This is a genomic window from Polaromonas sp. CG_9.7 (assembly GCF_015752205.1).
Lineage (GTDB): Bacteria > Pseudomonadota > Gammaproteobacteria > Burkholderiales > Burkholderiaceae_C > Polaromonas.
In genome coordinates this window covers 15,771-39,500 of sequence record NZ_JADOVG010000006.1, presented here as the reverse complement: position 1 = coordinate 39,500, position 23,730 = coordinate 15,771, and the positions used below count along the sequence as shown (strand labels likewise).

At 59.7% G+C, this 23,730-nt stretch carries 22 protein-coding genes; 9 read left to right on the top strand and 13 right to left on the bottom strand.

What is annotated here, in order from left to right:
- The first annotated feature begins 353 nt into the window (after window positions 1-353).
- From IWX87_RS07775 to IWX87_RS07755, 5 genes are all read left to right on the top strand, one after another.
- The gene (locus IWX87_RS07775) at window positions 354-2,105 is read left to right on the top strand and encodes a multicopper oxidase family protein (RefSeq protein ID WP_231374674.1); all 1,752 of its coding nucleotides are present in this window, start codon (window positions 354-356) and stop codon (window positions 2,103-2,105) included.
- 16 nt (window positions 2,106-2,121) lie between these two features.
- A complete protein-coding gene (locus IWX87_RS07770; RefSeq protein ID WP_231374673.1) occupies window positions 2,122-2,766 on the top strand; it encodes an SCO family protein in 645 nt (214 codons plus the stop codon).
- A 337-nt stretch (window positions 2,767-3,103) separates the two neighbouring features.
- Window positions 3,104-4,096 (top strand): 5'-nucleotidase, encoded by a 993-nt coding sequence (locus IWX87_RS07765; protein WP_196862963.1) that lies wholly within the window; start codon window positions 3,104-3,106, stop codon window positions 4,094-4,096.
- Between the two features lie 20 nt (window positions 4,097-4,116).
- Entirely contained in the window at window positions 4,117-5,952 is a 1,836-nt protein-coding gene (locus IWX87_RS07760) for an ABC transporter ATP-binding protein/permease (protein ID WP_196862962.1), read from the top strand.
- 12 nt (window positions 5,953-5,964) lie between these two features.
- The gene (locus IWX87_RS07755) at window positions 5,965-7,584 is read left to right on the top strand and encodes an MFS transporter (RefSeq protein WP_196862961.1); all 1,620 of its coding nucleotides are present in this window, start codon (window positions 5,965-5,967) and stop codon (window positions 7,582-7,584) included.
- A gap of 56 nt (window positions 7,585-7,640) precedes the next feature.
- Here the strand turns inward: IWX87_RS07755 and queC are convergent, their stop codons facing one another.
- From queC to IWX87_RS07740, 3 genes are all read right to left on the bottom strand, one after another.
- Window positions 7,641-8,396 (bottom strand): 7-cyano-7-deazaguanine synthase QueC, encoded by a 756-nt coding sequence (gene queC / locus IWX87_RS07750; RefSeq protein ID WP_196862960.1) that lies wholly within the window; start codon window positions 8,394-8,396, stop codon window positions 7,641-7,643.
- Window positions 8,397-8,502: 106 nt separating this feature from the next.
- Window positions 8,503-8,754, bottom strand: coding sequence for a GlsB/YeaQ/YmgE family stress response membrane protein (locus IWX87_RS07745; protein ID WP_196862959.1), 252 nt, complete (start codon window positions 8,752-8,754; stop codon window positions 8,503-8,505).
- 59 nt (window positions 8,755-8,813) lie between these two features.
- Complete coding sequence (locus IWX87_RS07740) at window positions 8,814-9,395, bottom strand: hemerythrin domain-containing protein (RefSeq protein ID WP_196862958.1); 582 nt, start codon at window positions 9,393-9,395, stop codon at window positions 8,814-8,816.
- Between the two features lie 203 nt (window positions 9,396-9,598).
- Between IWX87_RS07740 and IWX87_RS07735 the strand changes: the two genes are divergently transcribed.
- Window positions 9,599-11,059 carry a bifunctional aminoglycoside phosphotransferase/ATP-binding protein gene (locus IWX87_RS07735; protein WP_196862957.1) on the top strand — a complete coding sequence of 487 codons (1,461 nt, stop codon included), beginning with the start codon at window positions 9,599-9,601 and terminating at the stop codon, window positions 11,057-11,059.
- Window positions 11,060-11,080: 21 nt separating this feature from the next.
- Window positions 11,081-12,817, top strand: coding sequence for a YbaL family putative K(+) efflux transporter (ybaL, locus tag IWX87_RS07730; RefSeq protein WP_196862956.1), 1,737 nt, complete (start codon window positions 11,081-11,083; stop codon window positions 12,815-12,817).
- A gap of 129 nt (window positions 12,818-12,946) precedes the next feature.
- Here the strand turns inward: ybaL and IWX87_RS07725 are convergent, their stop codons facing one another.
- The 4 genes from IWX87_RS07725 to IWX87_RS07710 form a co-directional block, all read right to left on the bottom strand.
- Window positions 12,947-13,309, bottom strand: a complete 363-nt coding sequence (locus tag IWX87_RS07725; RefSeq protein ID WP_196862955.1) for a hypothetical protein — start codon at window positions 13,307-13,309, stop codon at window positions 12,947-12,949.
- Window positions 13,306-13,446 (bottom strand): hypothetical protein, encoded by a 141-nt coding sequence (locus IWX87_RS07720; protein ID WP_196862954.1) that lies wholly within the window; start codon window positions 13,444-13,446, stop codon window positions 13,306-13,308. Before IWX87_RS07720 ends, IWX87_RS07725 begins: the two co-directional genes overlap by 4 nt.
- A 99-nt stretch (window positions 13,447-13,545) precedes the next feature.
- Window positions 13,546-13,794, bottom strand: coding sequence for a hypothetical protein (locus tag IWX87_RS07715; RefSeq protein WP_196862953.1), 249 nt, complete (start codon window positions 13,792-13,794; stop codon window positions 13,546-13,548).
- A gap of 11 nt (window positions 13,795-13,805) precedes the next feature.
- On the bottom strand, window positions 13,806-14,657 hold the full coding sequence (locus IWX87_RS07710; RefSeq protein WP_196862952.1) for a DNA/RNA non-specific endonuclease: 852 nt from the start codon (window positions 14,655-14,657) through the stop codon (window positions 13,806-13,808).
- Between the two features lie 333 nt (window positions 14,658-14,990).
- Here IWX87_RS07710 and IWX87_RS07705 point away from each other — a divergent pair, with 333 nt between their 5' ends.
- Window positions 14,991-16,280 (top strand): lytic murein transglycosylase, encoded by a 1,290-nt coding sequence (locus tag IWX87_RS07705; RefSeq protein ID WP_370583806.1) that lies wholly within the window; start codon window positions 14,991-14,993, stop codon window positions 16,278-16,280.
- Window positions 16,281-16,476: 196 nt separating this feature from the next.
- Here IWX87_RS07705 and IWX87_RS07700 read toward each other — a convergent pair whose 3' ends face one another.
- The 6 genes from IWX87_RS07700 to IWX87_RS07675 all read right to left on the bottom strand — a co-directional run bounded on the left by IWX87_RS07700 (window position 16,477) and on the right by IWX87_RS07675 (window position 22,941).
- The gene (locus IWX87_RS07700) at window positions 16,477-17,439 is read right to left on the bottom strand and encodes a Brp/Blh family beta-carotene 15,15'-dioxygenase (protein WP_231374684.1); all 963 of its coding nucleotides are present in this window, start codon (window positions 17,437-17,439) and stop codon (window positions 16,477-16,479) included.
- Window positions 17,439-18,647, bottom strand: coding sequence for a lycopene cyclase family protein (locus IWX87_RS07695; RefSeq protein ID WP_196862950.1), 1,209 nt, complete (start codon window positions 18,645-18,647; stop codon window positions 17,439-17,441). The genes IWX87_RS07700 and IWX87_RS07695 overlap by 1 nt, the downstream gene beginning before the upstream one ends.
- Window positions 18,648-18,657: 10 nt before the next feature.
- Window positions 18,658-19,560, bottom strand: a complete 903-nt coding sequence (locus IWX87_RS07690; protein WP_196862949.1) for a phytoene/squalene synthase family protein — start codon at window positions 19,558-19,560, stop codon at window positions 18,658-18,660.
- Window positions 19,557-21,077, bottom strand: a complete 1,521-nt coding sequence (crtI, locus tag IWX87_RS07685; protein WP_196862948.1) for a phytoene desaturase family protein — start codon at window positions 21,075-21,077, stop codon at window positions 19,557-19,559. The genes IWX87_RS07690 and crtI overlap by 4 nt, the downstream gene beginning before the upstream one ends.
- A gap of 16 nt (window positions 21,078-21,093) precedes the next feature.
- Complete coding sequence (locus tag IWX87_RS07680; protein ID WP_196862947.1) at window positions 21,094-22,047, bottom strand: polyprenyl synthetase family protein; 954 nt, start codon at window positions 22,045-22,047, stop codon at window positions 21,094-21,096.
- A 93-nt stretch (window positions 22,048-22,140) separates the two neighbouring features.
- Window positions 22,141-22,941: a bacteriorhodopsin-like gene (locus IWX87_RS07675; RefSeq protein WP_196862946.1), complete on the bottom strand. Its 801-nt coding sequence runs from the start codon at window positions 22,939-22,941 to the stop codon at window positions 22,141-22,143.
- A 391-nt stretch (window positions 22,942-23,332) separates the two neighbouring features.
- Here IWX87_RS07675 and IWX87_RS07670 point away from each other — a divergent pair, with 391 nt between their 5' ends.
- On the top strand, window positions 23,333-23,665 hold the full coding sequence (locus tag IWX87_RS07670; RefSeq protein ID WP_196862945.1) for a hypothetical protein: 333 nt from the start codon (window positions 23,333-23,335) through the stop codon (window positions 23,663-23,665).
- The last annotated feature ends 65 nt before the right edge of the window (window positions 23,666-23,730 follow it).

The following is a 23,730-nucleotide window of genomic DNA, read 5'->3' as shown; positions in this document are numbered from 1 at the left end:
CGGCAACAGCGCATGCGTCGCATGTCGAATATCACTTCAATGCAACTGAATTTAATTTTTACGATTTTCGTTTCCACAAGCGGAAAGCGCTGTTTGCTGCTTCGAAAATTGCGGGTAAACCAGCATAAAAATCGCCAGTTCAGAAGCCTTGGCAACTGACTTTTTTATATTTTTTAAGTGATTGCCGACGGCGAAACTTCTGTCCAAACTGCTGTCTGGCTCGGGCAACTGTAACAGTAGCAAGCATTTTTCCCCTCTCACAACCCATGCAAACTGGAGCCAGCGCCCGCAGACCCTTGCTGCCTTGTCAGGGTGTTCCTGAACCAGCAGCCGTCACTCATAGGAGAGATGTGATGCCATTGCCAGAACGCGCCAGTCCGCTGAAGATGAGCCGGCGGCGCTCGCTACAGGTCGGGGCGGCCACCGCTGCGGCCGGATTAGTGACGAGCTCGAAAATCGCCCCGCCGGCGCAGGCCGGTAATTTGCCCCCCGGCCCGGCAACGCCCGCCTTCATGGTGGAGTTACCGGTGTACACCGCCAAGCTGCCCGTCGCCAGATTGACGCCGGCCTCAACGCAGGCGGCAAGTGTCGCCGACGGCGAATGCGGCCGGCCAGACCACCAGCGGCGGGACAACTGGCCGCCGCAAAAGTCCTACACGCTCGATGTGCGCGAAGGGTGGCACTCGTTTCACCCCAACCTGCCAACCCAGAAAATCTGGGGCTACGACGGCATTTACCCCGGCCCCACCTTTGTGGCCCGCTATGGCGAGCCCATCATCGTGCGCATCTACAACAACCTGCCGCGCAACAGCGTGGGCTTTGGCTCACCCGAAATCAGCACCCACCTGCACAACCTGCACTGCGCCTCAGAAAGCGATGGTTTTGCCGGCGACTACTACAGCGCCGCCAATTACGGCCCCACCCTGACAGCCGCCGGCAACTACAAGGACCACCACTATCCCCACTTTTATGCCGGCTATGACCATTTCGGTGCCACCAACGGCGATCCGCGCGAAGCGCTGGGCACGCTTTGGTACCACGACCACCGCGACGGGTTCACCACCCCGAACGTCTACAAGGGCATGACGGGCATGTACCTGCTGTTCGATGACATCGATTCGGGCGACGAGCGTGACCCCAACCCGAAGGCCTTGCGCCTGCCCAGCGGCGTGGGCAAGTACGACATTCCGCTGGTGTTTCAGGACAAGCAGTTTGACTCCAGCGGCTACCTGTTTCTGGACCAGTTCGAAAACGATGGGATCCTGGGCAACAAGTTCTGCGTCAATGGCAAGATCCAGCCCTTTTTCAAGGTGGAACGTCGCAAGTACCGGTTCCGGCTGCTCGACGGCGGCCCCTCGCGTTTTTATGAGTTCTACCTGACCACGCCGGACCATGTGGTGCAGAGCTTTAGCTTCATTGCCAGCGACGGCAATTTGCTGCCGTCGCCGCTGACCATGAGCAAGGTGCCTCTGGCCCCGGCGGAGCGGGCGGACATCGTGATCGACTTTTCCAAGTACGACACCGGCACCTCGCTGTTTCTGGTCAACCGCCTGGTTCATACTGACGGCAAAGGCCCGGATGGGGAGAGTGTCAACACGCGCAACGCCAGTGGCCTGCTGACCAAAAGGGGCACGCAGATTTTGCGCTTTGACATTGGCAATGCGCCAGCGCTGCCCGATGTCAGCCAGGTGCCGGCGCTGCTGCGCGCCTTGCCCGACATCGACCTCAAGCAGGTGGTCAAGACCCGGCGGTTCGAGTTTGACAAAACGAACGAGGTCTGGACGGTGAACGGCCAGATTTACGACGCGGAAAAAGCCACGGTAAAGCCAAAAATGGGAACCGCCGAAATCTGGGTACTCGAAGGCAAGGGCAGCTGGCACCACCCGGTGCATATTCATTTCGAGGAAGGCCGCATCCTGACGCGCAACGGCCGGCAGCCGCCGCCACATGAGCGAGGCCGCAAGGATGTCTATGTGCTGGCGCCTGGCGAGGTGGTGCGGGTGTTCATCCGGTTCCGTGACTTCACCGGCAAATACATGATGCACTGCCACAACACCATCCATGAAGACCACGCCATGATGATCCGCTATGACATCGTCGAATAACCCGGGAGACACCAGCATGAACTCCAACGAATCAGCCCACCGCCCGGTTATGTCAAACGAGCCAGGCGGCAAGCGTGACTGGCTCAAGCAGATGGGCGCCGCCATGGCGCTCGCCCCGGGGCTGGCCCTGGGGCTGGCCGCCAGCGGGCCGGCCCATGCGGTGCCGGCGGGGCCGCGCGCCGGCTACTTTCCCAATTCACGGGTGACCACCCATGAAGGCCGGGAACTGCGCTTTTACGATGATCTGGTGCGGGGCCGCACGGTGATATTCAACATGATGTATTCGGTGTGCACCGGCATTTGTCCGGGGAACACCGCCAACTTGCTGCAGGTGCAGGAAGCGCTGGGAAGCCGCATGGGCAAGGACATCTTCATGGTCTCGATGACGCTGCAGCCCGAGTTCGATACACCCGATGCCTTGCGCGACTACGTCAGGCGGTTCGGCATCAAGCCCGGCTGGACGTTTCTGACCGGGCAGCCCCGGGAGATGGAGACCTTGCGGCGCAAGCTGGGATTTTTCAATAAAAACCCAGCCCTCGACAGCGACCTGGCCAACCACACCGGCATGGTGCGGATCGGCAACGAGGCGCTGGACCGCTGGATGATGATGCCAGCCCTCGGCACGCCCCAGCAGATTGCCCGCGCCGCCTTGCAGATGTAATGCCACGCCTGGCATTCGGCCCGCGAGGGTACGAAGGGTCAGGCGCCGGCGCAGCCCGCCCCGCGAAACGCCCGGCGTGGTTTCACGCGGGCGTGCCCACCACCACCACCACCTAGTTGCTCCAGAAAAGTGAGCAGCTTGCGCACGCCCTCGCCTGTGCAAAAGGCTGATTTGGCTTGAAAACTGTTGTTTGTCCGCAGCCATTAGGCCCTGTTCCGTCGGACGCGCCAAAGAATGGACAATGGCGGCTAGTCAACCGGCGGGTCTGGCCTGGCGCGCTGCCCTGCGGCGGCGTTGCGCCAGACACGCCAACGGCAATTCAAAGAAGGGCAAACCCATGTCGGCAAGTCTTGAGGGCCAGCTCGTGGTGGCGATTTCCTCGCGCGCGCTGTTTGATTTCGAGGAAGAAAACCAGGTGTTTGAAACCGGCCTTGACCCAGGCGGTGATCCACGCCATGACCCGGGCATGCCGCCGGGCGTGAAGAAAGACGCGGCCTACATGAAGCTGCAGCTGGAGCGGCTCGACGTGCCGGCCAAGCCGGGCGTGGCGTTTTCGCTGGTCCAGAAGCTGCTGGCCTTCAACGATGCACCGGAAAGCATCGGGGAAAGTGCAAGCCCCGGCGCGGCGCGCCAGCGCGTCGAAGTGGTGGTGCTGTCGCGCAACGACCCGGTGTCGGGCATGCGGGTGTTTCGCTCGGCGCAGCACTACGGCCTGAACATCCAGCGCGGCACCTTCAACCGCGGCGCGCCACCGTGGCGTTACCTCAAGCCGCTGCATGCCAACCTGTTTTTGTCCACGCATCTCAGCGACGTGCGCGCCGCCCTGCAGGCGGGTGTGCCGGCGGCGCAGGTCTATCCGCAATCGGCCCGGGCCAGCGACGCGCATCCCAACCAGGTGCGCATCGCCTTTGACGGCGATGCGGTGCTCTTTTCGGACGAGGCCGAACTGGTGTTCCAGGCGCAGGGCCTGAGCGCCTTTCAGGCGCATGAACGCGACAAGGCCGCGCAGCCGCTGCTCGCCGGCCCGTTCAAGCCGCTGTTAGAGGCCTTGCAGCGGCTGCAGCAGGCCGGCACTTCGCGCATGAGCATCCGCACCGCGCTGGTCACGGCGCGCAGCGCGCCGGCGCATGAGCGCGCCATCCGCACGCTGATGGACTGGAACATCGAGGTCGATGAAGCGATGTTCCTGGGCGGTCTGGCCAAGGGCGAATTTTTGCGCGAGTTCGAGCCCGATTTTTTCTTTGACGACCAGACCGGCCATGTCCACTCGGCCGCCCTGCATGTGCCGGCTGGCCATGTGGTCAGCGGCGTGTCGAATCCACCGATGTAATTTTTTCCAGAGAGCGCTGAATGAACCTGCTTTCCCGCATTGCCCAGAAATTTCGCGACTTCAGGCATTTCACCCGCCGCGTCTGGGCGCTGTCTGCGCCCTACTTCCGTTCCGAAGACAAATGGAAGGCGCGTGGGCTGCTGGCGGCCATCGTGCTGCTCAATCTCGGCGCGGTCTACATGCTGGTACTGCTCAACGAGTGGAACCGGGTGTTCTACGACGCACTGCAGAACAAGGATGCGGCGGTGTTCTGGGCACAACTGGCGCGCTTTACCTACCTGGCGTTTGCCTTCATCATCATCGCTGTCTACCGCTTCTACCTGACGCAGTTGCTCGAAGTGCGCTGGCGCGCCTGGATGACCGCGCACTATTTGCAGCGCTGGCTGAGCGACCATGCGTTCTACAAGATGGAACTGGCGCGTTTTACCGGTGAAGGCCATGCCAGCGCGGGCACGCCGGACAACCCGGACCAGCGGATTCAGGAAGACATAAACCTGTTCACCACCTACAGCATTTCGCTGAGCATGGGGCTGCTGAACGCGGTGGTCACGCTGGTGAGTTTTGTCGGCATTTTGTGGACGCTGTCGGGCGCATTTGCCTTCAATTTCAACGGCGCCAGCTACTCGATTCCGGGCTTCATGGTGTGGATGGCGGTGCTGTACTGCGTTGTCGGCAGCGTGATCACGCACTACATCGGCCGGCCGCAGATCAAGCTCAATTTCCAGCAGCAGCAGGTCGAAGCCGATTTTCGGCACCACATGGTGCGGGTGCGCGAATACAGCGAATCGATTGCGCTGGACAAGGGTGAAGCGGTGGAACGCGCGCAGCTCGACACGCGCTTTGCCGCCGTGCTGTCCAACTACCTCAAGCTGATCAAAAAGCAAAAGAACCTGGTCTGGTTCACCAACTTCTTCGGCCAGGCGGCGGTGGTGTTTCCGTTCATCGTGGCGGCGCCGCGCTTTTTCAGCGGCGCCATCCAGCTCGGCGAGCTGATCCAGATTTCGTCGGCCTTTGGCCGCGTGCAGGATTCGCTGAGCTGGCTGGTTGACAACTACAGCAGCCTGGCAGCCTGGCGCGCCACCACCGACCGGCTGACCAGTTTTGAAGACAATATAAAGGCTGTCGCGCAACAGGGACAGGCGCAGGCGGCCAGCAATTCAGCAGCAAACAATGCCAGGCCTCTGGTGGCGGACACGCTGGCCGTCAACGACCTGTCGCTCAAGCTGCCGACCGGCGTGACGCTGCTCAGCGGCGTGTCGCTGCAGGCAGGGCCGGGCGAAAGCATCTTGCTCAAAGGCCCGTCGGGCAGCGGCAAATCAACGCTGTTCCGCGCGCTGGCGGGCATCTGGCCATTTGCCACCGGGCAGACGCAGCTGCCGGCGGACGCCATGTTCATTCCGCAGCGCCCCTACTTTCCCGATGGCAGCCTGCGCAATGCGCTGGCCTATCCGCAGTCCGCCGCGCAGTACGACGACGCCGCCCTCAAGCAGGCGCTGATTGACGCGCTGCTGCCGCAACTGACCGGCCGGCTCGACGACAAGGACGCCTGGAGCCAGAAGCTGTCGGGCGGCGAGCAGCAGCGGCTGGCGATTGCCCGGGTGCTGCTGAAAAAGCCGCGCTGGGTGTTTGCCGACGAGGCCACCAGCGCGCTCGACGAAACCGCCGAAAAAACCCTTTATGGCAAGCTGCTGGCCAGCGTCAAATCGGCCCACGGCAGCCTGGTGTCGATTGCCCATCGCCCTACCGTGGCGGCGTTTCATGGCAAGTTGTGGGAACTGCACAAACTGCCCGAAGGCGCACCTGCCTTGTACCAGGTGCGTGAAACCCCTCACGACGCGGTGACCGCTAAAGCCTGAAAATGACAGGCCATGTCTGAAGAAGCCATTTCCCCCTCGTTGCCTGTCGAAGCCCCTTCCCTTTCGCCCTGGGGGCCCATCAAGCGGCCGGCGTTCCGCATGCTCTGGACCGTCTGGCTGACGGCCAACATCTGCATGTGGATGAACGACGTGGCGGCCGCCTGGATGATGACCTCGATGACCAGCACGCCGCTGTGGGTGGCGCTGGTGCAGTCGGCCTCGACACTGCCGGTGTTTTTGCTCGGCCTGCCCAGTGGCGCGCTGGCCGACATCCTGGACCGGCGGCGCTATTTCATCATGACGCAGTTCTGGGTCGCCGGCGTGGCCACGCTGCTCTGCATTGCCGTCATTTCAGGCGTCATGACGCCGGCGCTGCTGCTGGCGCTGACCTTTGCCAACGGCATTGGCCTGGCAATGCGCTGGCCGGTGTTTTCGGCCATCGTGCCCGAGCTGGTGCCACGCAGCCAGCTGCCGGCAGCGCTGGCGCTGAACGGCATTTCGATGAACGCGTCGCGTATCGTCGGGCCGCTGGTGGCCGGTGCGCTGATTGCCAGCGCCGGCACCGAATATGTGTTCGTGCTGAATGCCGTGCTGTCCATCATTTCGGGCTTTGTCATCATGCGCTGGCGCCGCGAGCATGTGCCCAGCCCGCTGGGCCGCGAGCGCCTGGTCAGCGCCATGCGCGTCGGACTGCAGTTTGTCAGCCAGTCCACCCGGCTGCGCGCGGTGCTGCTGCGGGTGGCGCTGTTTTTCCTCCATTCGACGGCCTTGCTGGCGCTGCTGCCGCTGGTGGCGCGCGGTTTGCACGGCGGGGATGCGGGCACCTTCACGCTGCTGCTGGCGTCCATGGGCTCAGGCGCCATCGCAGCCGCGCTGTTCCTGCCCCGCCTGCGCCAGATGATGACGCGCGACACGCTGGTGCTGCGCTCGGTCATGCTGCAGTCGGTGTCCACCGCCGCCATGGCGCTGGCGCCCAATGCCTGGGTCGCCGTGCCAGCCATGCTGCTCAACGGCATGGCCTGGATCACCTGTGCCAACGCCCTCAGCGTATCGGCGCAACTGGCGCTGCCCGACTGGGTGCGGGCACGCGGCATGTCGATGTACCAAATGGCCATCATGGGTGCCAGCGCATTGGGCGCGGCGCTGTGGGGCCAGGTGGCGACCGTGACCGATGTGCCCACCGCGCTGCTGGTGGCCGCCGTGAGCGGTACCGTCAGCATGCTGCTGGCGCAGTACTGGGTGCGCGACCTGAGCATTGAGGAAGACCTGACGCCCTCGCACGATTTCAAGACGCCTGTAGTCCATGCGCCACCCGGCACCGGACGTATGGTGGTGACGATCGAATACCTGATCGAGCCGACACGGGCAGATGATTTTCACAAGATCATGCGGATGAGCCGCCGCAGCCGACTGCGCCAAGGGGCATTGGAATGGAATTTGCTGCGGGACGTGAACCAGCCGGGGCGCTTTGTAGAGCAAATTGTTGACGAATCCTGGACCGAACACCTGCGGCGTTTTGACCGCGTCACCGCCAGCGACGTGGCACTGCGCGAACGCAAGCTGGCGTTTCACATTGGCGACGGGCCGCCGGTGGTGACGCGCTGCGTGGTCGAGGAACTGGCACGGGCTTGATATTGCCCCCTGCGCCTGCGGCCCCTGCTGTCTTGAAGGGCAAACCCTGCGCTTTTTTACACGGCACCCTGCAACTCAAACCGCTCATAGCCGTTTTCACGCAACTCGCACGCCGGACACTCGCCACAGCCGTAGCCCCACGCATGCCGGTGCGTGCGGTCGCCGAGGTAGCACGTATGGGTATGCTCGATGATAAGGTCCACCAGCGCCTGGCCGCCACCGGACAGGCCGGTTTGCTCGCCAAGCGAATGCGCCAGCGCCCAGGTGTCGGCCTTGTCGATCCACATCAGCGGGGTTTCGATCAAAAAACGCTTGTCCATGCCCAGCGACAGCGCGAGTTGCATGGCCTTCATGGTGTCGTCGCGGCAGTCGGGGTAGCCCGAAAAATCGGTTTCGCACACGCCGGTGACCAGCACCTGCAGGTCGCGACGGTACGCCAGTGCCGCTGCCAGCGTGAGGAACAGCAGATTGCGTCCCGGCACGAAGGTATTGGGCAAACCCGAGCTTTCCATCTTGAAGGCGACGTCACGCGTCAGCGAGCAGTCACTGACCTGGCCCAGCACCGCCAGGTCGAGCAGATGGTCTTCACCGAGCTTGTCAGCCCATGCCGGAAACTGGTTTTTAATTTCACGCAGCACGTTGAGCCGTGCGTCAAGCTCAACCCGGTGCCGCTGCCCATAGTCGAAAGCAATGGTCTCGACGCGCTGGTATTTACTGAGGGCCTGTGCCAGGCACGTGGTGGAATCCTGCCCGCCTGAAAACAGGACCAGGGCAGAAGTGTGGGCACGGGATGTGGAAACAGGCAGGTTCATGACAAAGCCAAAGGAAAATTTTCACTATTGTCGCCTGCCCACCACGCCACTCAATTCAAGGCCTGTGCCTGAAGCGCGCTGGGCAGTTCAGGCAAATGCGCAAAGCTCAGGCTTTTCTGCCAGTCACCATGCGGTACAGGAACAGCAGGATGATCGAGCCCAGGACCGCAGCAATGAATCCGGCGGATTCGCCGGGCCGGTAGAACCCGAGTGCCTGGCCCAGGTACGTCGCGATCACGGAGCCGACGATGCCAATGATGGCGGTGATGACAAAGCCTCCCGGGTCGCGGCCTGGCATCAGGAATTTGGCAACGATGCCGACAACCAAGCCAATGATGATGGTCCAGAGAATGCTCATTTTTTTCTTTCAGGGTGGTTAAAAAACAGGGTCAAGGCGGAGTCAGGGTGACAACGGGATCAATAGGCGGCAGCCAGTTCGGCCACCGGCTTGACAACTTTGTGTTCTTCCTGCGCCATCAGTTCGTCCTTGCGCTGCCTGAGTTGCGCCGCCAGGCCCACAAGGTCCAGCTTGCTGGCGCGCGCCTTGGTGAACATCTCGGTGCGCTCTTCCTTGACGTGGTGATCGATGTATTCGCCGAGGACCGTCACCTTGGCATCGAACAGGTCATCGGATGCCTCCATGCCCTTGATCTGCGCGATCAGGTCTTTGGCGCTGGCATGCTCCACCGTGGCTTCGTTCATCAGGTCGTTGTCCTTGATGGCCTTGCGCACCGCCGGGTAGAAAATTTCTTCCTCGATGGTGGCGTGAACCGTCAGTTCCTTGCAGATCTGGTCCGCCAGCTGGCGCTTTTTGCTGGTAGACCGGCTGCGGCTTTCGGTCAGGCTTTCATAGTCCTTGAACAGCGCCTTGACGGCCTTGTGGTCTGCATCGAGCAGGTCGCATGCGTCCTTTTGCCGTTTGGCTTTGGCAGGCGCGCGGACCGGTGTTGCCTTGGTGCTGGCCGTTGGTGTCTTTCTGGCGGCGGCTGAAGTGGCCATGGTGGTTTCCTCGTGGTGATTGCTGTCATGAACCGGCATTTTCCGGACAAGAAGAGATTCCCATGGCAGCGCTTGCAGCCCCTGTCGGAAAACGCGCATACCAGCGTAGGAGCACGCACAATCCACGCGCACGGCGATTCTTAGCAACTAAATGCGCCGCTCCAGAATGTATTCGGTCGTTCGCATGTGCTAACTTTCAGGCCATGCGCAACACCCATTTACTTGACCAGGCCCGTGTCCTGGTCGGCACCTTGGCCAGCAGTCTGGGCGCCGACCTGATCGAAACCCACATCTCCTGGGTGCTGCTGGCCGGCGACAGCGCCTACAAGATCAAGAAATCGGTGCGCTTGCCGTTTGTCGATTACAGCGCGCTGCAGGCACGCCGGCATTTTTGCGAAGAGGAACTGCGGCTGAACCGCCGGCTCGCGCCTTCGCTGTACCTGTGCCTGGCGCGCATCACCGGCACCCCGCAAGCGCCGCAGCTGGACGGCAGCGGCCCGGCGCTGGAATATGCGGTACATATGCGCCGTTTTCCAAAAGGCGCGCTGTTTGCCGAACAACTCGCAGCCGGAACGTTGTCGCACCTCGACGTGGACGCTCTGGCCGACCTGCTGGCCGATTTTCACAACACCCAGGCGCCGGCCGCGCCCGCAACGCCCTTCGCCAGTGCCCCAACACGCCACATGGCAGCGAGGGCAGCACTCAAGGGCGCGCTGGCAGCGGCCCAACCGGCCGAACAGGCGAAGCTGCGCGACTGGATCGAATCCGAAGCGTCCACGCTGCAAGCGCTGTGGACTGAGCGCCGCCATGCCGGCCGGGTGCGCGAATGCCACGGCGATTTGCACTTGAACAACGTGGTCAGCCTGCCGGGCAGCGTGGCGGCGTTCGACGGCATCGAGTTTGACCCGGCGCTGCGCTGGATCGATGTGCTGGACGACATCGCCTTTGCGGTGATGGACTTCATGGCGTGTGGCCGGGCCGACTTGGCCTGGCGGCTGCTCAACCGCTGGCTGGACGGCACCGGCGACCATGCCGGCCTGCCGGCGCTGCGCTTTTCGATGCTGTACCGCGCCCTGGTGCGGGCACAGGTCGAACAGCTGAACGGCCCGGGCCCTGCAGCTGCTGCGCGCCGTTACCTGGACACCGCGCTGGCGCTGACGCAGCCCGGCCAGCCCCGGTTGTTCGTCACCCACGGCCTGCCGGGCTCGGGCAAGACATTTGCGTCACAAAAGCTGCTTGAGTGCGAGGGCGCCATCCGGCTGCGCTCGGATGTGGAGCGCAAGCGCCTGTTTGGCTTGGACATGCTCGCCGATTCGCGCGCCAGCGGGCTGGACCTGTACCAGCCGGAGGTCACGGCCCGCACCTATGCGGCGCTGCTCAGTCGGGCACGGGCGGCGCTGAAGGCGGGCTGGCCGGTCATTCTCGACGCCGCTTTCCTGCACCGCGCCGAGCGGGCACAGGCACTGGCGCTGGCCGGCGAACTGGACGTGCCGTTTTCGATCATCGACTGCCAGGCGCCGCCGCAGGTGCTGCGCGAACGCCTGCAGGCGCGGCGTGGCGATGCGTCGGAAGTCACCGCCGAGGTGATTGACCATCTGCGCCTGTCCGCCGAGCCGCTCACAGCCGAAGAACTCCGGCATGTCCTACCGGCACCCGGCCACTGAAATCGGAACCCACCCGACCGCATGGAACACAACATCCCCCTCATCACCACGATCACCGCCGGCTTCGGCATGGCGCTGATCCTGGGCTTTATCGCCGAGTGCCTGAAGGTGCCGGCGCTGGTCGGCTACCTGCTCGCCGGCATCGTCATCGGCCCGGCGACGCCAGGCTTTGTCGCCGACGTGCAGATCGCCTCGCAACTCTCGGAAATCGGCGTCATGCTGCTGATGTTCGGTGTCGGGCTGCATTTTTCGCTGAGCGACCTGATGGCGGTCAGGCGCATTGCCGTTCCCGGCGCGGTGGTGCAGATGACGCTGGCCACGCTGCTCGGCATGGGCATGGCCTGGTGCTGGGACTGGAGCTGGGGCGCCGGGCTGATCTTCGGGCTGTCGCTGTCGTGCGCCAGCACCGTCGTGCTGCTCAAGGCACTCGAAGCGCGCGGCGTGCTGGACACCATGAACGGCCGCATTGCTGTGGGCTGGCTGGTGGTCGAAGACCTGGCCACGGTGCTGGTGCTGGTGCTGCTGCCGCCGCTGGCCGGCGTGCTTGGCGGCGCGGCCGTTGCCGAAGGCGCTGCGCCGCTGTGGCGCACCATCGGGCAGACGCTGCTGGGCGTGTCGGCGTTCATCGCCTTGATGCTGATCGTCGGCCGGCGTGCGCTGCCGTGGATGCTCTGGCAGGTGGCGGGCACCGGCTCGCGCGAACTGTTCACGCTGGCCGTTGTGTCGTCGGCCATCGGCATTGCCTACGGCGCGTCGGCCTTGTTCAATGTGTCGTTTGCGCTGGGCGCCTTTTTTGCCGGCATGGTGATGCGCGAGTCCGAGTTCAGCCACCGCGCGGCGCATGAATCGCTGCCCTTGCGCGATGCGTTTTCGGTGCTGTTCTTTGTGTCGGTCGGCATGCTGTTCGAGCCGGCCATCCTGATGCAGGAACCGGTCCACGTGCTGGGCGTGGTGGCCATCATCATCGTTGGCAAGTCGCTGGCCGCGCTGGTGCTGGTGCTGGCTTTTCGCTATTCGCTCAACACCGCGCTGACCGTTGCCGCCAGCCTGGCGCAGATTGGTGAGTTCTCGTTCATTTTGGCTGGCCTGGGCATGTCGCTGGGCCTGCTGCCGGCCGAGGGCATGAGCCTGGTGCTGGCGGGCGCACTGATTTCGATAGCGCTCAACCCGCTGCTGTTCGCCGGCATTGCGCCATTGCAGCGCTGGCTGCTCGAGCACTCCGACCTGGCGCGACGCCTGGAGCAGCGCGGCGACCCTTATGCCGAGCTGCCGGTCAGCACCGACGACGAATTCCTGCACGGGCAGGTCGTGCTGGTGGGCTATGGCCGGGTGGGGCGGCGCATTGCCGGTGCGCTGCAGGGGCGCGGCATTCCCTTCGTGGTGGCCGAGCAGAACCGGGAACTGGTCGAGGACCTGCGCCGCCAGGGCATGGCCGCCGTGTCAGGCAATGCGGCCGAGCCGGCGGTGCTGATCCAGGCGCACATTGCCAACGCCGCCATGCTGGTGGTGGCCACGCCCGACACCCTGGACGTCCGCCAGATGGTGGACACCGCCCGCGCACTGAACCCGTCCATCGAAATCGTGCTGCGCACCCACAGCGAGGACGAGTTGCAGCTGCTGCGCAATGACGGTATTGGAACGGTTTTTCTGGGCGAGGAAGAATTGGCCAAGGGCATGACTTGCCACGTCCTGCAACGCTTCGAGCCTAGCGTGGCAGCCAGCCCTGCGGCGGGGCAGGCTTTGCGCACGCCGGGCTAGGCAGGGCTGCACCGACACTTGCCATGCGCGTTGATCTGAAAAGCGACATGAACAGCCATAAAAATTTCAACCAAAATAGCCTCCAGCGCAATCAGGACGGGCGTTAACAGCTATTAAATTAATAGTATTTCAGGCTGGTGTTGCAGGCACCCATTGCACCCCGGCGACAGCCAGCATGCCCTGGTGCAGGTCGTCTACAAACAAGGGCAGAACGGTTTGCATGTTGGTCGCGTAGTGCTGGCGCCACATCTGCTGCAACTGCCCAAGAGCGGCCTCGTTTTGGTAGCGTACGCCGGCCTTGTCGATCAGCAGCATGGCAACCTCCTTGTCTTCAACCACCAGGGCAATCAAGGCGTCGTCGCCGTCTTCGCGCAGCGACGTCTGCAGTTCGCCAGCGGCGTCCATCAGCACTTCCGTGCACAGCGCAGCGCTCATGGCGGCGCCGTGCAGCAGGGCTTGGTCAAGCGCGGCGCGCAGGGTTTTCTTGCTCATGCGCCGTCCTTCGCCAAACAGATGCGCTTCCGGCATTCATGTTTCAGGTGCTGGTTGGAAAACACATCGGTGGCTTGGGCGATGGCGTTGAATTTTGCCTGCAGGGCGGCAGGCACGCGGGTCAAGGGGCGGTTCATGGTGCGGCTTTCAAAAAATGGATTGAACCTGCGTTCCGAGTGAAGGTAACGCCAAAATATCGGCTTTCAAGATCGCATTCGTGTCCGGTTGCAAGCCGTTCAAAATGGGTTTTTGACAACCTGCGCTGGCATGACCTCAATGGTTTGGGGGAGCTTTTCTTCCGCCTGCAGCGCCTTGACGACCTGGCCGAGCAGCGTATGCAGTTCTTTGGCCAAGGCGAGGCCGGCCTGGTCCCGGCTCAGCACCACGTCACCGGTGAGTGAGACGCGGTCGGTGCGGTTCTCGATTTCCAGCGCGCCAATGCGGATCACATCGCTTTCGTTGGCATAGGGTTTGAAGTGGTTCATTGCGTTTTTCCTCAATGTTTGATTGCGCGGGTCAAGGCATCCATCAACAGGCTGGTGAAATCGCGCAGTGTAAATTCGTCTTGCGGCCTGGTTTTCTTTCTGCGGTCCTGGCGGGGCTCGGGCTTGGGCAGCGCCATGCCGGCATCGCGAACGTTTTGCGGCAGGCCGGGCAGCAGGCTCAGGCCAACCATCTTTTCCAGTTTCGAAACCGAGACCACTGCATAGTCACGGGTGTTGTCGTTGGTGATCAGGTAGGCCCCGGCGCGCTGCTGTGTCGGGCTGTAAATCACCTTCCAGACGTGCGTGGGCACCAGCACATTGCCGATTTTCTTCAGATTGCTGCCAATGAAGGCCGGGCCGGAGATGACATAAATATCGCCTTCGGCAATGGCCAGCTGGCGCGCTGCACTCTCGATGCCGGCCCAGACGCCGGCATTGCTCTCATGCACCTGCGGCACCATGTTGGCCAGCGAAAACGACTCGGCCTGCGCCTTGCGGTTGGCAAAGTCGGCGTTCGGCGCCATGTGGCCCCGGTCGTAGCCCGAGCGTTCGTAGTCGCTGAGTTCAGCGCGGTCGCGTTCCGGCAAGGCGTCTTCAGAATGAAAGGAATCCTTGCGCGACAGCTTGGCCGCATTTTTCAAGTTTTTGCGCGTCAGGTATTCGGCCGAATACAGCGGCGTGCGGCTCAAGCCCGAATGCAGCACGGCAAACGCCCGAAAGCAGAGTGGCTGCGTGCGCGGCTGGAACTTGGGGTTGGTGACGACCGGCGGCTGGCCAGCGGCAAAGTGCTGCGGGCAGTCGGTGCCCGCCAGAACAGAAGTGCTGACGAGCACCGTCAGTGAAAAAACCAGGGTACGGAACATGTGTAAAAACCGGGGAATGACTTTTCAAGGGCGACAGTGTGCCTCAAGCCGGCGCTTTCCTTCTGGAACGGCCGAAGTCACACTGCGCGCCATTGGTCAGGACGCGCCAAATTACTCGTCCAGCGGTGCAAGGTGCAGGCGGCGCACGACACAATCCCGGCGTCGACCCGCCTGCAGGAGGTCATCACAAGGGCGCAGCAGTCGCATTGGCTCTCGCAGCGGAACGGCATCGCGGGCCGACCCGCCGGCCTGTACGGGCGTGCACGGAGCAAGGCCATGCGCGCTGTGGCCTTGAAATCAAGCTGGCTTTATCCAGCAGCGAGAATGACAGGAATGCAAATACCATTCCGATTTCTTGCGCGAAGCCACAACAGGCTGGCGCCTGCCCTGCTGGCCATCTTTGCGATGGCGGGTTGCGCTTCCACGCCTTCAGTCCCCCCAACACTGACAGCCCCTTCGACGGCCGCCGCCACAGCGACGCAAACCGAACCCACCGAACCAACAGAGAACCAGAAGTTTGCCCAATGGGTGGCCGAATTCAGCACCTTTGCCCGTGCAGCCGGCATCGAAGAGGCCACGCTTCACAGCGCCTTTGACAGCGTGCGCCTGGTGCCGCGTGTGATCAAGCTGGACCAGTCGCAGCCGGAGTTCACCCGCACGGTGTGGGACTACCTTGACAGTGCGGTGTCGCCGCAGCGAGTCACCCGTGGTCAGGACAAGCTGCTTCAACTGCGCCCCCAAAGCGATGCCCTGACAGCGCGCTACGGTGTGTCGACAGAAACAATTGTCGCGATCTGGGGGATGGAGAGCAATTACGGCGGCTTCGTCGGCGACATTCCCACCATCGACGCCCTGGCGACGCTTGGCTTCGAGGGCCGGCGCGAGGCGTGGGCGCGGGGCCAGTTGCTCGCCGCCTTGAAAATTTTGCAGAACCGCGACATTGACCGTGCGCAAATGATCGGGTCATGGGCAGGCGCGATGGGCCAGACGCAGTTTTTGCCGTCAAACTTTCTGGCGTATGCGGTCGATGCCGATGGCGATGGTCGGCGCGACATCTGGGGAAGCATTCCCGATGTGATGGCGTCAACCGCCAACTTCCTGGCCAGCTCTGGCTGGAAGGCGGGTCAGCCGTGGGGGCTGGAGGTGACATTGCCGCCCGGTTTCGACTATGCGCGCGCCGACGACGGGGTGCGGCAGCCCGCGTCAGCCTGGGCCAACGAAGGCGTGCAATCGATGGACCGCACGCCATTGCCTGCACTGAACGACAGCTCGGTCATGCTCCCGGCCGGTGCGCGCGGGCCGGCTTTTTTGGTCGGCGCCAACTTTCGCACGATCCTGCGCTACAACAACTCGACCAGCTATGCGCTCGCCGTCAGCCTGCTGGCGCAACAAGTCGCCGGCGGCCCTGCGGTGCAGACCCCCTGGCCGCGCGATATGCCGGCAATGGCGCGCAGCCAGTTGCAGGCACTGCAGACGGCGCTGAATGCGCGCGGCTTTAACAGCGGCACGCCTGACGGCGTGATGGGCCCGGCCACACGCGACGGCATTCGCAACTACCAGCGCAGCCTGGGGCTGCCGGCGGACGGCTATCCGACACCAGACCTTTTGCAGCGCCTGCAGTGAAGTAACAGGCGTCGCGCATTGACGTTGAAGTTTGTCGGACGTGCAGCCGCTTCGTGCCAACCCGTCACGTTTCAGGGTGCGGAAAAATACCAGTTTTAAGTTTCGGAAGTAGCGTCATCAAATGCTGAAGGAATGAGCGCAGCCATCGACAATTGTTGATCAGGCCTCTGAACACCATGAGTCATGCCTTGGTTGATCAGGCAGACGATTGCGCAGTCAGCCAATGGGCGTTGCGGCTGACCAGCACCAGGTGCGGTAGCGTGACTGCGGTAAGCGCAATCAGCAACCCGTTGAGCAGACTATGGGGTTCAGCGGCAGCGATAGATGCACTTTGCAGGTACCAGGCCAGTGTTAGCAGCAGCAGCAGTGTGGCCAGGCTGGTGATGGCGATAGACCTGCCGATGCGTTCATCAAGCTTGATATTTATCCCGTTTGCATTTTCGATTGCTGCGCCGTGGCGGTACCTTGCGGCAACCCTGAAAATGTGTGCACCGCTGTGAAGTACACCAAAGTAAACTGAAAAAGCCATGAGCGGTGACAGCGCCAGATTGAGTACAAAAACCCCGGCGACTTCTGCCCAGAGCGGTTTGCGAAACAGCCCCTGGCGTAATACGGCAAGACTCAATCCGCACAGGCCCAGCCACAGCCAGGCCAGGGTTTGCCAGATCGTCCACGCCAACGGTGCGTCCAGGCCAACAGCCATTGGCAGAACATCTTGCAGCGCTTGGACCGACAGCAGTGCGGGCAGCATCACAGGTGCGCCGCCTGCCATCACGCGTTGCGCCCACGCACCTTGTTTCGACGTGCCGATTCCCCATCGGCCATACGGTTCGCCAAAATGCCAAACCGACATGGCCAGCAATATCAGCACCATCAACCAGCCACTTTGTGCGCAAACCAAGGCAAGCAGCAGGACCGCTCCAACATATGCAACCAAAGCGCCAGCCAGGCGGCGTGCGCCGGTAAATTCGCGCTGCATCAAGACGATATCGAGAGCACCGTGGAAAAAGCCCGCCGTCAAGGTCAGGCCCACAAACAGCCATAGCCCAGATCGCGCAAAGTTTTGGTCCAGGTAACGCATCGCTGCCAAAGCCAGTAGGGCCAGCACCGTCAGCACAACCTGGACAAGCGGGGGCTTGGAAAATACCGGGGAGGGCATCAATGCGAGACTCCCGATAATTTCGATGCATGCTTAAATAACAATGACAACGCCTGCGCCGAAAAAGGCAGGGTTGGCAGTGCACGGGTCACTAGCAAACGTTGCCGCCAACTTGCATTGCCACTTAAAAACGCAACCATCGTCTCGGCATCAAGCTTCTCAAAAAGTTGCATGAAGTACCATGAACTTCGACTCCAGTCACGCTCCAGCACTGTCAGAAAAACCGTGTCCATCCACTCGTCCAGCGCCTCGCGCTTGAATGGCGCAGGTATCCAATTTTTCAGATCGCCGATGCTGGCATGGCTTTTGAGTGATGTTGCTGTTTGCACTGCATGCGCCAGCGTCTCTAAAAATGCGTATCCGGTTGAAGCGCGCAAGGTCCCGGCGGCTCGGCCCAGAGAGGCTACATGCAATGCATTTTTTGCCAGGGTCTGGTTCAGGTTCAGCGAGCCTTTTTCCTGGTACACCACTTCATAGGCAGCCGATCCAACACAGCTTGCAATAAATTGCTGCAATTCAGCATCGAAATCCGGCTTGAAGGAGGCTGGGGAAATCCAGGTTGTCTCGATCAAGGCGTTGCGCGGGCTGTAGGGCAGCACATAAAAAAAGTGCAATCCGTCGGTGCTGGGTTGAAAATGCATTAACTCCACCATTTTTGGGTCGAACACATCGCTATTGGTTGTTATCTCATGCCCTGAAAATTGTTGAACCAACCCGTTCGCGATGGTTTTTACAGGCGGCCGGGCATCGAATACCCATGCAGCCTGTATCACTTCGCCGTCGCTGGTTTCTACGCTCGGTGTGTCTCCACCCACTATTTGCCGCACCGATGTGCCCAACCGCAACTCAACATGACCGCTTTGCGAAATGACGTGTTGCGCCGCTGAATAAAAGGCATCGCCATCGAGCGTGCAATAGCATGTCACTTTGCCGTCATCACCGCCTTTTGTGACAGTGGGTGACGCTTTTTGATGAGTGCTTGTGGCTTGCCGCACACACCATTGGCTCCATTGCTGTCGCTCCAAGTGGCTAAACCGATGTGCGGCGCTGTGCGGCGTTTTCCAGTAACTCCATGTACGGTCACGAACATAGCTTTTACGCTGTTCCAGCACCAGCACCCGCAGCATTGAAAACTCAGCTTGCGCCAGTTCAGCAGCCAGCGCCAAACCACTCAGGCCACCTCCCACAATGACGATGTCATACGCCACAGAGAGGCCGTCAGACGTTGGCCGGAAAACCCGGAACCAGCGCCAGGTGCTTCAAGTCGTGGCCCACCACATCTCTCACCGCGGCGCTGGGAAACTGATCTGCGCCTGCATAGCAAGCCAGGATCAACCTTATTTTCTCTAACCTTCCAAGCGATGCTCTGCCAAGCCAGTAACGGTTTGCACCACCGGTCAAAATCTTTTGTCCAATGCCTCGGTACAGGGCCGCTGCGACGCGGATAGCCCGCCGATTGCCAGAAGGTATGTACCCCAGCCCTTGTTGTGAATAGGCGTAGAAGTCATCCGCCAGGTTCAGCAGCTTTTGAATAGCCGAAAAGCTCTGGAGGGCTTGCGCCGGATTTTTTGGTGCGCGTAACGTTTCTGCGTTCACGCCCCACTGCGAGGGGATGTAGCAGCGCCCGCGCGCGGCGTCTTCCACCACGTCGCGTGCAATATTGGTCAGCTGCATTGCCACGCCTAAAGCCGTAGCATACGGTTGCCCTTTGCTGGCAGCGCCCAAAATGGGACACATCATTTGCCCCACCGTGCCTGCAGCGCCATACGCAAATCGTAAAAGTTCTTCTGTTGTCTGAATACAGCGTGGGCTGGCGTCTTGAACCAGGCAGTCCATGAAATTGCGAATCACCTCGGCGTCAACCCTCTTTGAAAGCAGCATCTTGCCGACTTGATGCCCCAGCTCGCTGCCAGCACCGGGATCCAGCACATTGCCTTCCAGGGCTTGTAACTGTTCCATGCGTTCGGCCCACGGACCCAGTGCCTCTTCATCGGCCAGGTCATCTGCCAATCGGGCAAACGCATAGAGTTGCGCGGCGTCACGTCGCGCCTCGGGCAATAAAAACCGGGCAGCCCATGAGAAAGATTTGGCATGCAGATCCATCACGTTTTGCGGTGTCATTGCACAGATCCAAACATCAACCGCTCCACCACTTTGGCAGAAGTCATGACACCGGGAACGCCGGCACCCGGATGGGTGCCTGCGCCGACAAAATAAAGATTCGGAATGGATTTTGACCGGTTGGGAAAGCGAAATCCCGCAGACTGCATCAGTGTCGGTGTGATGGAAAACCCCGCGCCCCACGGCGACAACAACTCTTTTGAAAAGTACTCGGGCGTCACGTAAAAATCATCAACGATGTGCTGTTCGAGATGCGGAAGTGCGCGCTGCGCCAAGGTGGCTTGCAGTGCTGCCTTGAATGTCTCTGCAACGTCTTCCCAAACAATATTGCCCCGCAAGTTGGGCACAGGCACCAAGGCATAAAAGCTGTCATGGCCCGTAGGTGCGCAAGCGGGGTCTGTTGCACTGGGACGATGGAGGTAGATGCTCAAATCTTCCGGCAATTCAAGCGTGTTAAAAATTTTGTGGAGCACCTCGCGGTAGGTTTGGCCAAACAAAATTGTGTGGTGTGCAACGTCGGGGTAGGTAACGTCAGTGCTGAAATACCAGACAAACAAACTCATGGAGTATTGTTTACGGTCTATGGCATCGACTTTTTTGTAAGGGCTGGGGAGCAAGTGGGTCAGCACATAGCCTGGGTCGGCATTACAAACCACCGTGTCGGCATGAACCGTGCGGCCATCATGCAGGCGTATGCAACTCGCCAAGCCACTGCTCACCTCAATAGCCGCCACTTCGGCGTTCCATAAAAACTGCACGCCATGGCGTGTGGCAAGCGCTACCAGTGCGTCAACCAGTCTTGCCATGCCACCGCGAACAAACCACACGCCCCATTTGCGTTCAAGGTAGTGAATCAAACTGTAAATACTGGTGGTGTCGAACGGGTTGCCGCCAACCAGGAGTGGCTGAATACTGAACGCTTTGCGAATGTGAGCATGCTTGAAGTAGCGTGCCGTCAGGGCGTAAACCGAGCGGTCTGCTCGTAATCTCGCCATGGCAGGCAGCGCCTTGGCCATGGCGCGCCAGCCTAAAAATGCCTGCGTGCCCAGTTCTTCATAACCTTTTTCAAAAAGCTTTTTAGAGTGCTCCAGATAGGCTGGATAAGCCGCGGCATCGGCTTGGGAAAACTTGGCAATCTCTGCCTGAATTTGCTCAGTCGTGCCGCCGTAGTCCAAGTGCGAACCATCGGCAAATTGCATTTGATACCAAGGCTTGACAGGCATGAGTTCGACATGGTCCTCAAGCCGCTCACCTAGCAATGCGAACAATTCCTTGAACAGCACAGGTGCGGTGAGCACTGTGGGTCCGGCGTCATAGCGAAAAGTCAGCCCTTCAGCATGACGAACAAACTCGGCAGCCCGTCCACCGGGCTTGTCAAGCCGGTCAACCACCGTTGTATTCACACCGCGTGCTACAAGACGTATTGCTGCGGCGAGGCCGCCAAACCCTGCACCGACGACAACCGCTGCGCGAGTTGCCGTCGAAACACTATTTTGACACTTGGTGTCGGCTGGCAAATCAGATCTCAAGCTGTCAGTTGGCACCGATCATTGCCTCTGATTTAAGGCCGAGCAACACATTGCGAAGCTGATGGGCGTAGTCCCCCAGACATTCTCCAATGTTGTACGGCAAACGCTTCGCCAGCACAATCGCAAGATCAATTTTTTCAAGCCCGATCATTCTTGCTTTCTTCAAAGATTCGTCCAGGGAATTTGTCTCTTTAAAAATCGAAATAATGTTGTATACGTTTTTTGTAGTGCCAGAGAAGACATCGGCTTGGAAGTCGTGCAAATCATCCGCTATTTGATAGCCGACCGCAAAAGCCTCGGTTGCGTGCAAGGCTTGCGGCAAGTAGTCTTGATGGCCTGCTGCCAGAAGTACCAGTTCAAGGGGCAAGCCGAGCAAGGCACCCGACTTTGCCATTGCAATTTGCTGGTATCGCAATAATGCTGTTGCGTCATCGTCGAATGTTGACCTGCCAGCCGTCAAGTCAGCGCTTTGCCCTTCTATTGCCATGGCCACACGTTCGTGCACCAGTAAAATCATGTTTGCCAACGCCCGTGAGTCATCAAGTTGACAAAGCGTCATGTAGGCTGCGGACAACAGCAAATCTCCAGCGCAAATAGCCGTATTCGCTCCGAAACGAACCCACACGGCTTGCTGACCACGCCGAACCTCATCGCGATCCTGGATGTCATCGTGTATTAACGACGCGTTGTGCAGCAGTTCCACAGTTGCCGCAATAGCAATTGCATTTGCCGTGCTCAAACCCACTGCAAGCCCTGCATGAAGGGCTATCTTTGCTCTGACGCGTTGTCCCCCTGCACTTAAATGGTAGGCGGCAGCGTTTGAACCGCCCCTTTTTTCTTTTGAAAGATTAGTTGCTTTGGATTTGATGGATCCAAGCATTATTTCCTCAACTGCAATCAGTAAAGGCAAAAGTGGGTCCGGCACCAATGCTGGATGGACTGCAATACAAGTTTGCATGATTGATCCAGATTAAAAAGCTGCAAGTATTCATTTTTCTTGACAGGCTTTTCATATTGATGAAAAGCCTGTCAACCGGGACCGGCACATCAATTACTTCTTTGAACTTTCGGTTTCGCTTACTGCAACTTGCCAGATAATCAAACCGAATGCAATTTTATTAAGCACGTCTGCCAAGTTATAAATGATATTCAAGGCATTGACACTATTTTCCGGACTGCTGCCGGTTAGATAACCAAAGAAGTAGCCAAGCGGATAAATTGCCCAACCAAAGGTCACGATCAAGCGCATGGTCTTGAATGCAGATTGCACAGAAGGAGGCGCACTTTTAGCATTAATCTTGCTGGCTTCTCCAGCAAAAATTTCATACAAAATATATGCCCAGCCTACCATGCCGATGACAAAGGCAATCCATGTATTGAGATAACCGGCTTCACCCAAATAACCACCCACCAACATGACCAGTGTGCCGACCATCAGACGCCAAAAAACACCAACTGGCACTTTGGCAATGGCTGACAAGATCAGGTAAAACTCGATCATCAACAACGGTACTGTGATTAACCAATCGATGTAGCGAAACACCGTGGGCGTTGAGCCTGTGGTCACCCATACTTCCCGCATGTAAAAATAATGGACTGCTGCAACCAATGTCACCAGGCCAGACACCGTAAGTGATGTTTTCCACTTAGGTGAGACCCTGTCACGCTCTAAAAAGAAAAATACCGTTGCGGCAACCAGCGCCATGGAAATAAGCCAGAAGCTGATTCCGACGAAATCGTCTGGTTTTAATACGTCCCCGGAAGCAGCACTGGCTTGGCCAGCAACCAAAGCCAATGAGACGCCAGCACTGACGACTGCCAGTATTTTTGATTTAATAAATTTGAACAACATGCAGTACTCCAGAAAATGCATGACCGGTTAACAAAAAGAAATTCAGAATTCTTCACCAATCATGATTTCAGTGATCTCGTATTGACGAGTCCAAACTAATCATGAATTTGCAGTGTATGTGATGCTGCTCATCAGGATAAAATAATTTTTTCAATAACGCAATTGACACACTAACGCGAACCAAGAAAACTGATAACACAACTTATTAAATTTGAATTTTCAGGTTTCAGCTTTCTATTCTAGTGACTGGCAATGCTGAAGGTTTTATGAGTCGTGGTTTTTACGGTTATTCATTCATTACTTTGCTGTTTAAAAAAAAACGGCCGCCAAGCGGTAGCCGACTTTTAAAGTTGCGGATCATGTGGCAGCTCGGTAGCTGTGCTCAAGTGTCATGTTCCACCTCGCCAAGCTATTGGTGCTGAGCATGCGATCTGATAAAACTCGGGCAAGTCGAAAGCGGCCAAGTCCACAGGCAGTTTTTCTTGGTTCAGGCAACCCGTTGCGCGTGGCTGAACTGCCGGTTTTTGAGCGCCACGTTGAGCAGGCGTTGTGCTTGAATCACCCGTTTTTGCAAAACGTGAAGATGCAAACGGGTGGAAAGGCCTTACCCGAAAATCCCTGCCCGCGTCAGATTCATGGCGTGAACAGGAGGCAATTCCGGATCTTCAAGGTGCTGGGATCAAAGTCAGCCCAGTACTCCAGCGGCAACTGGAAAGCGACTTGACCCGGAGGGTTTTTATAGCCGTTCGCGTTCCCGGACGTCTGACCGGGTTCCCATAAGGCAAGCCT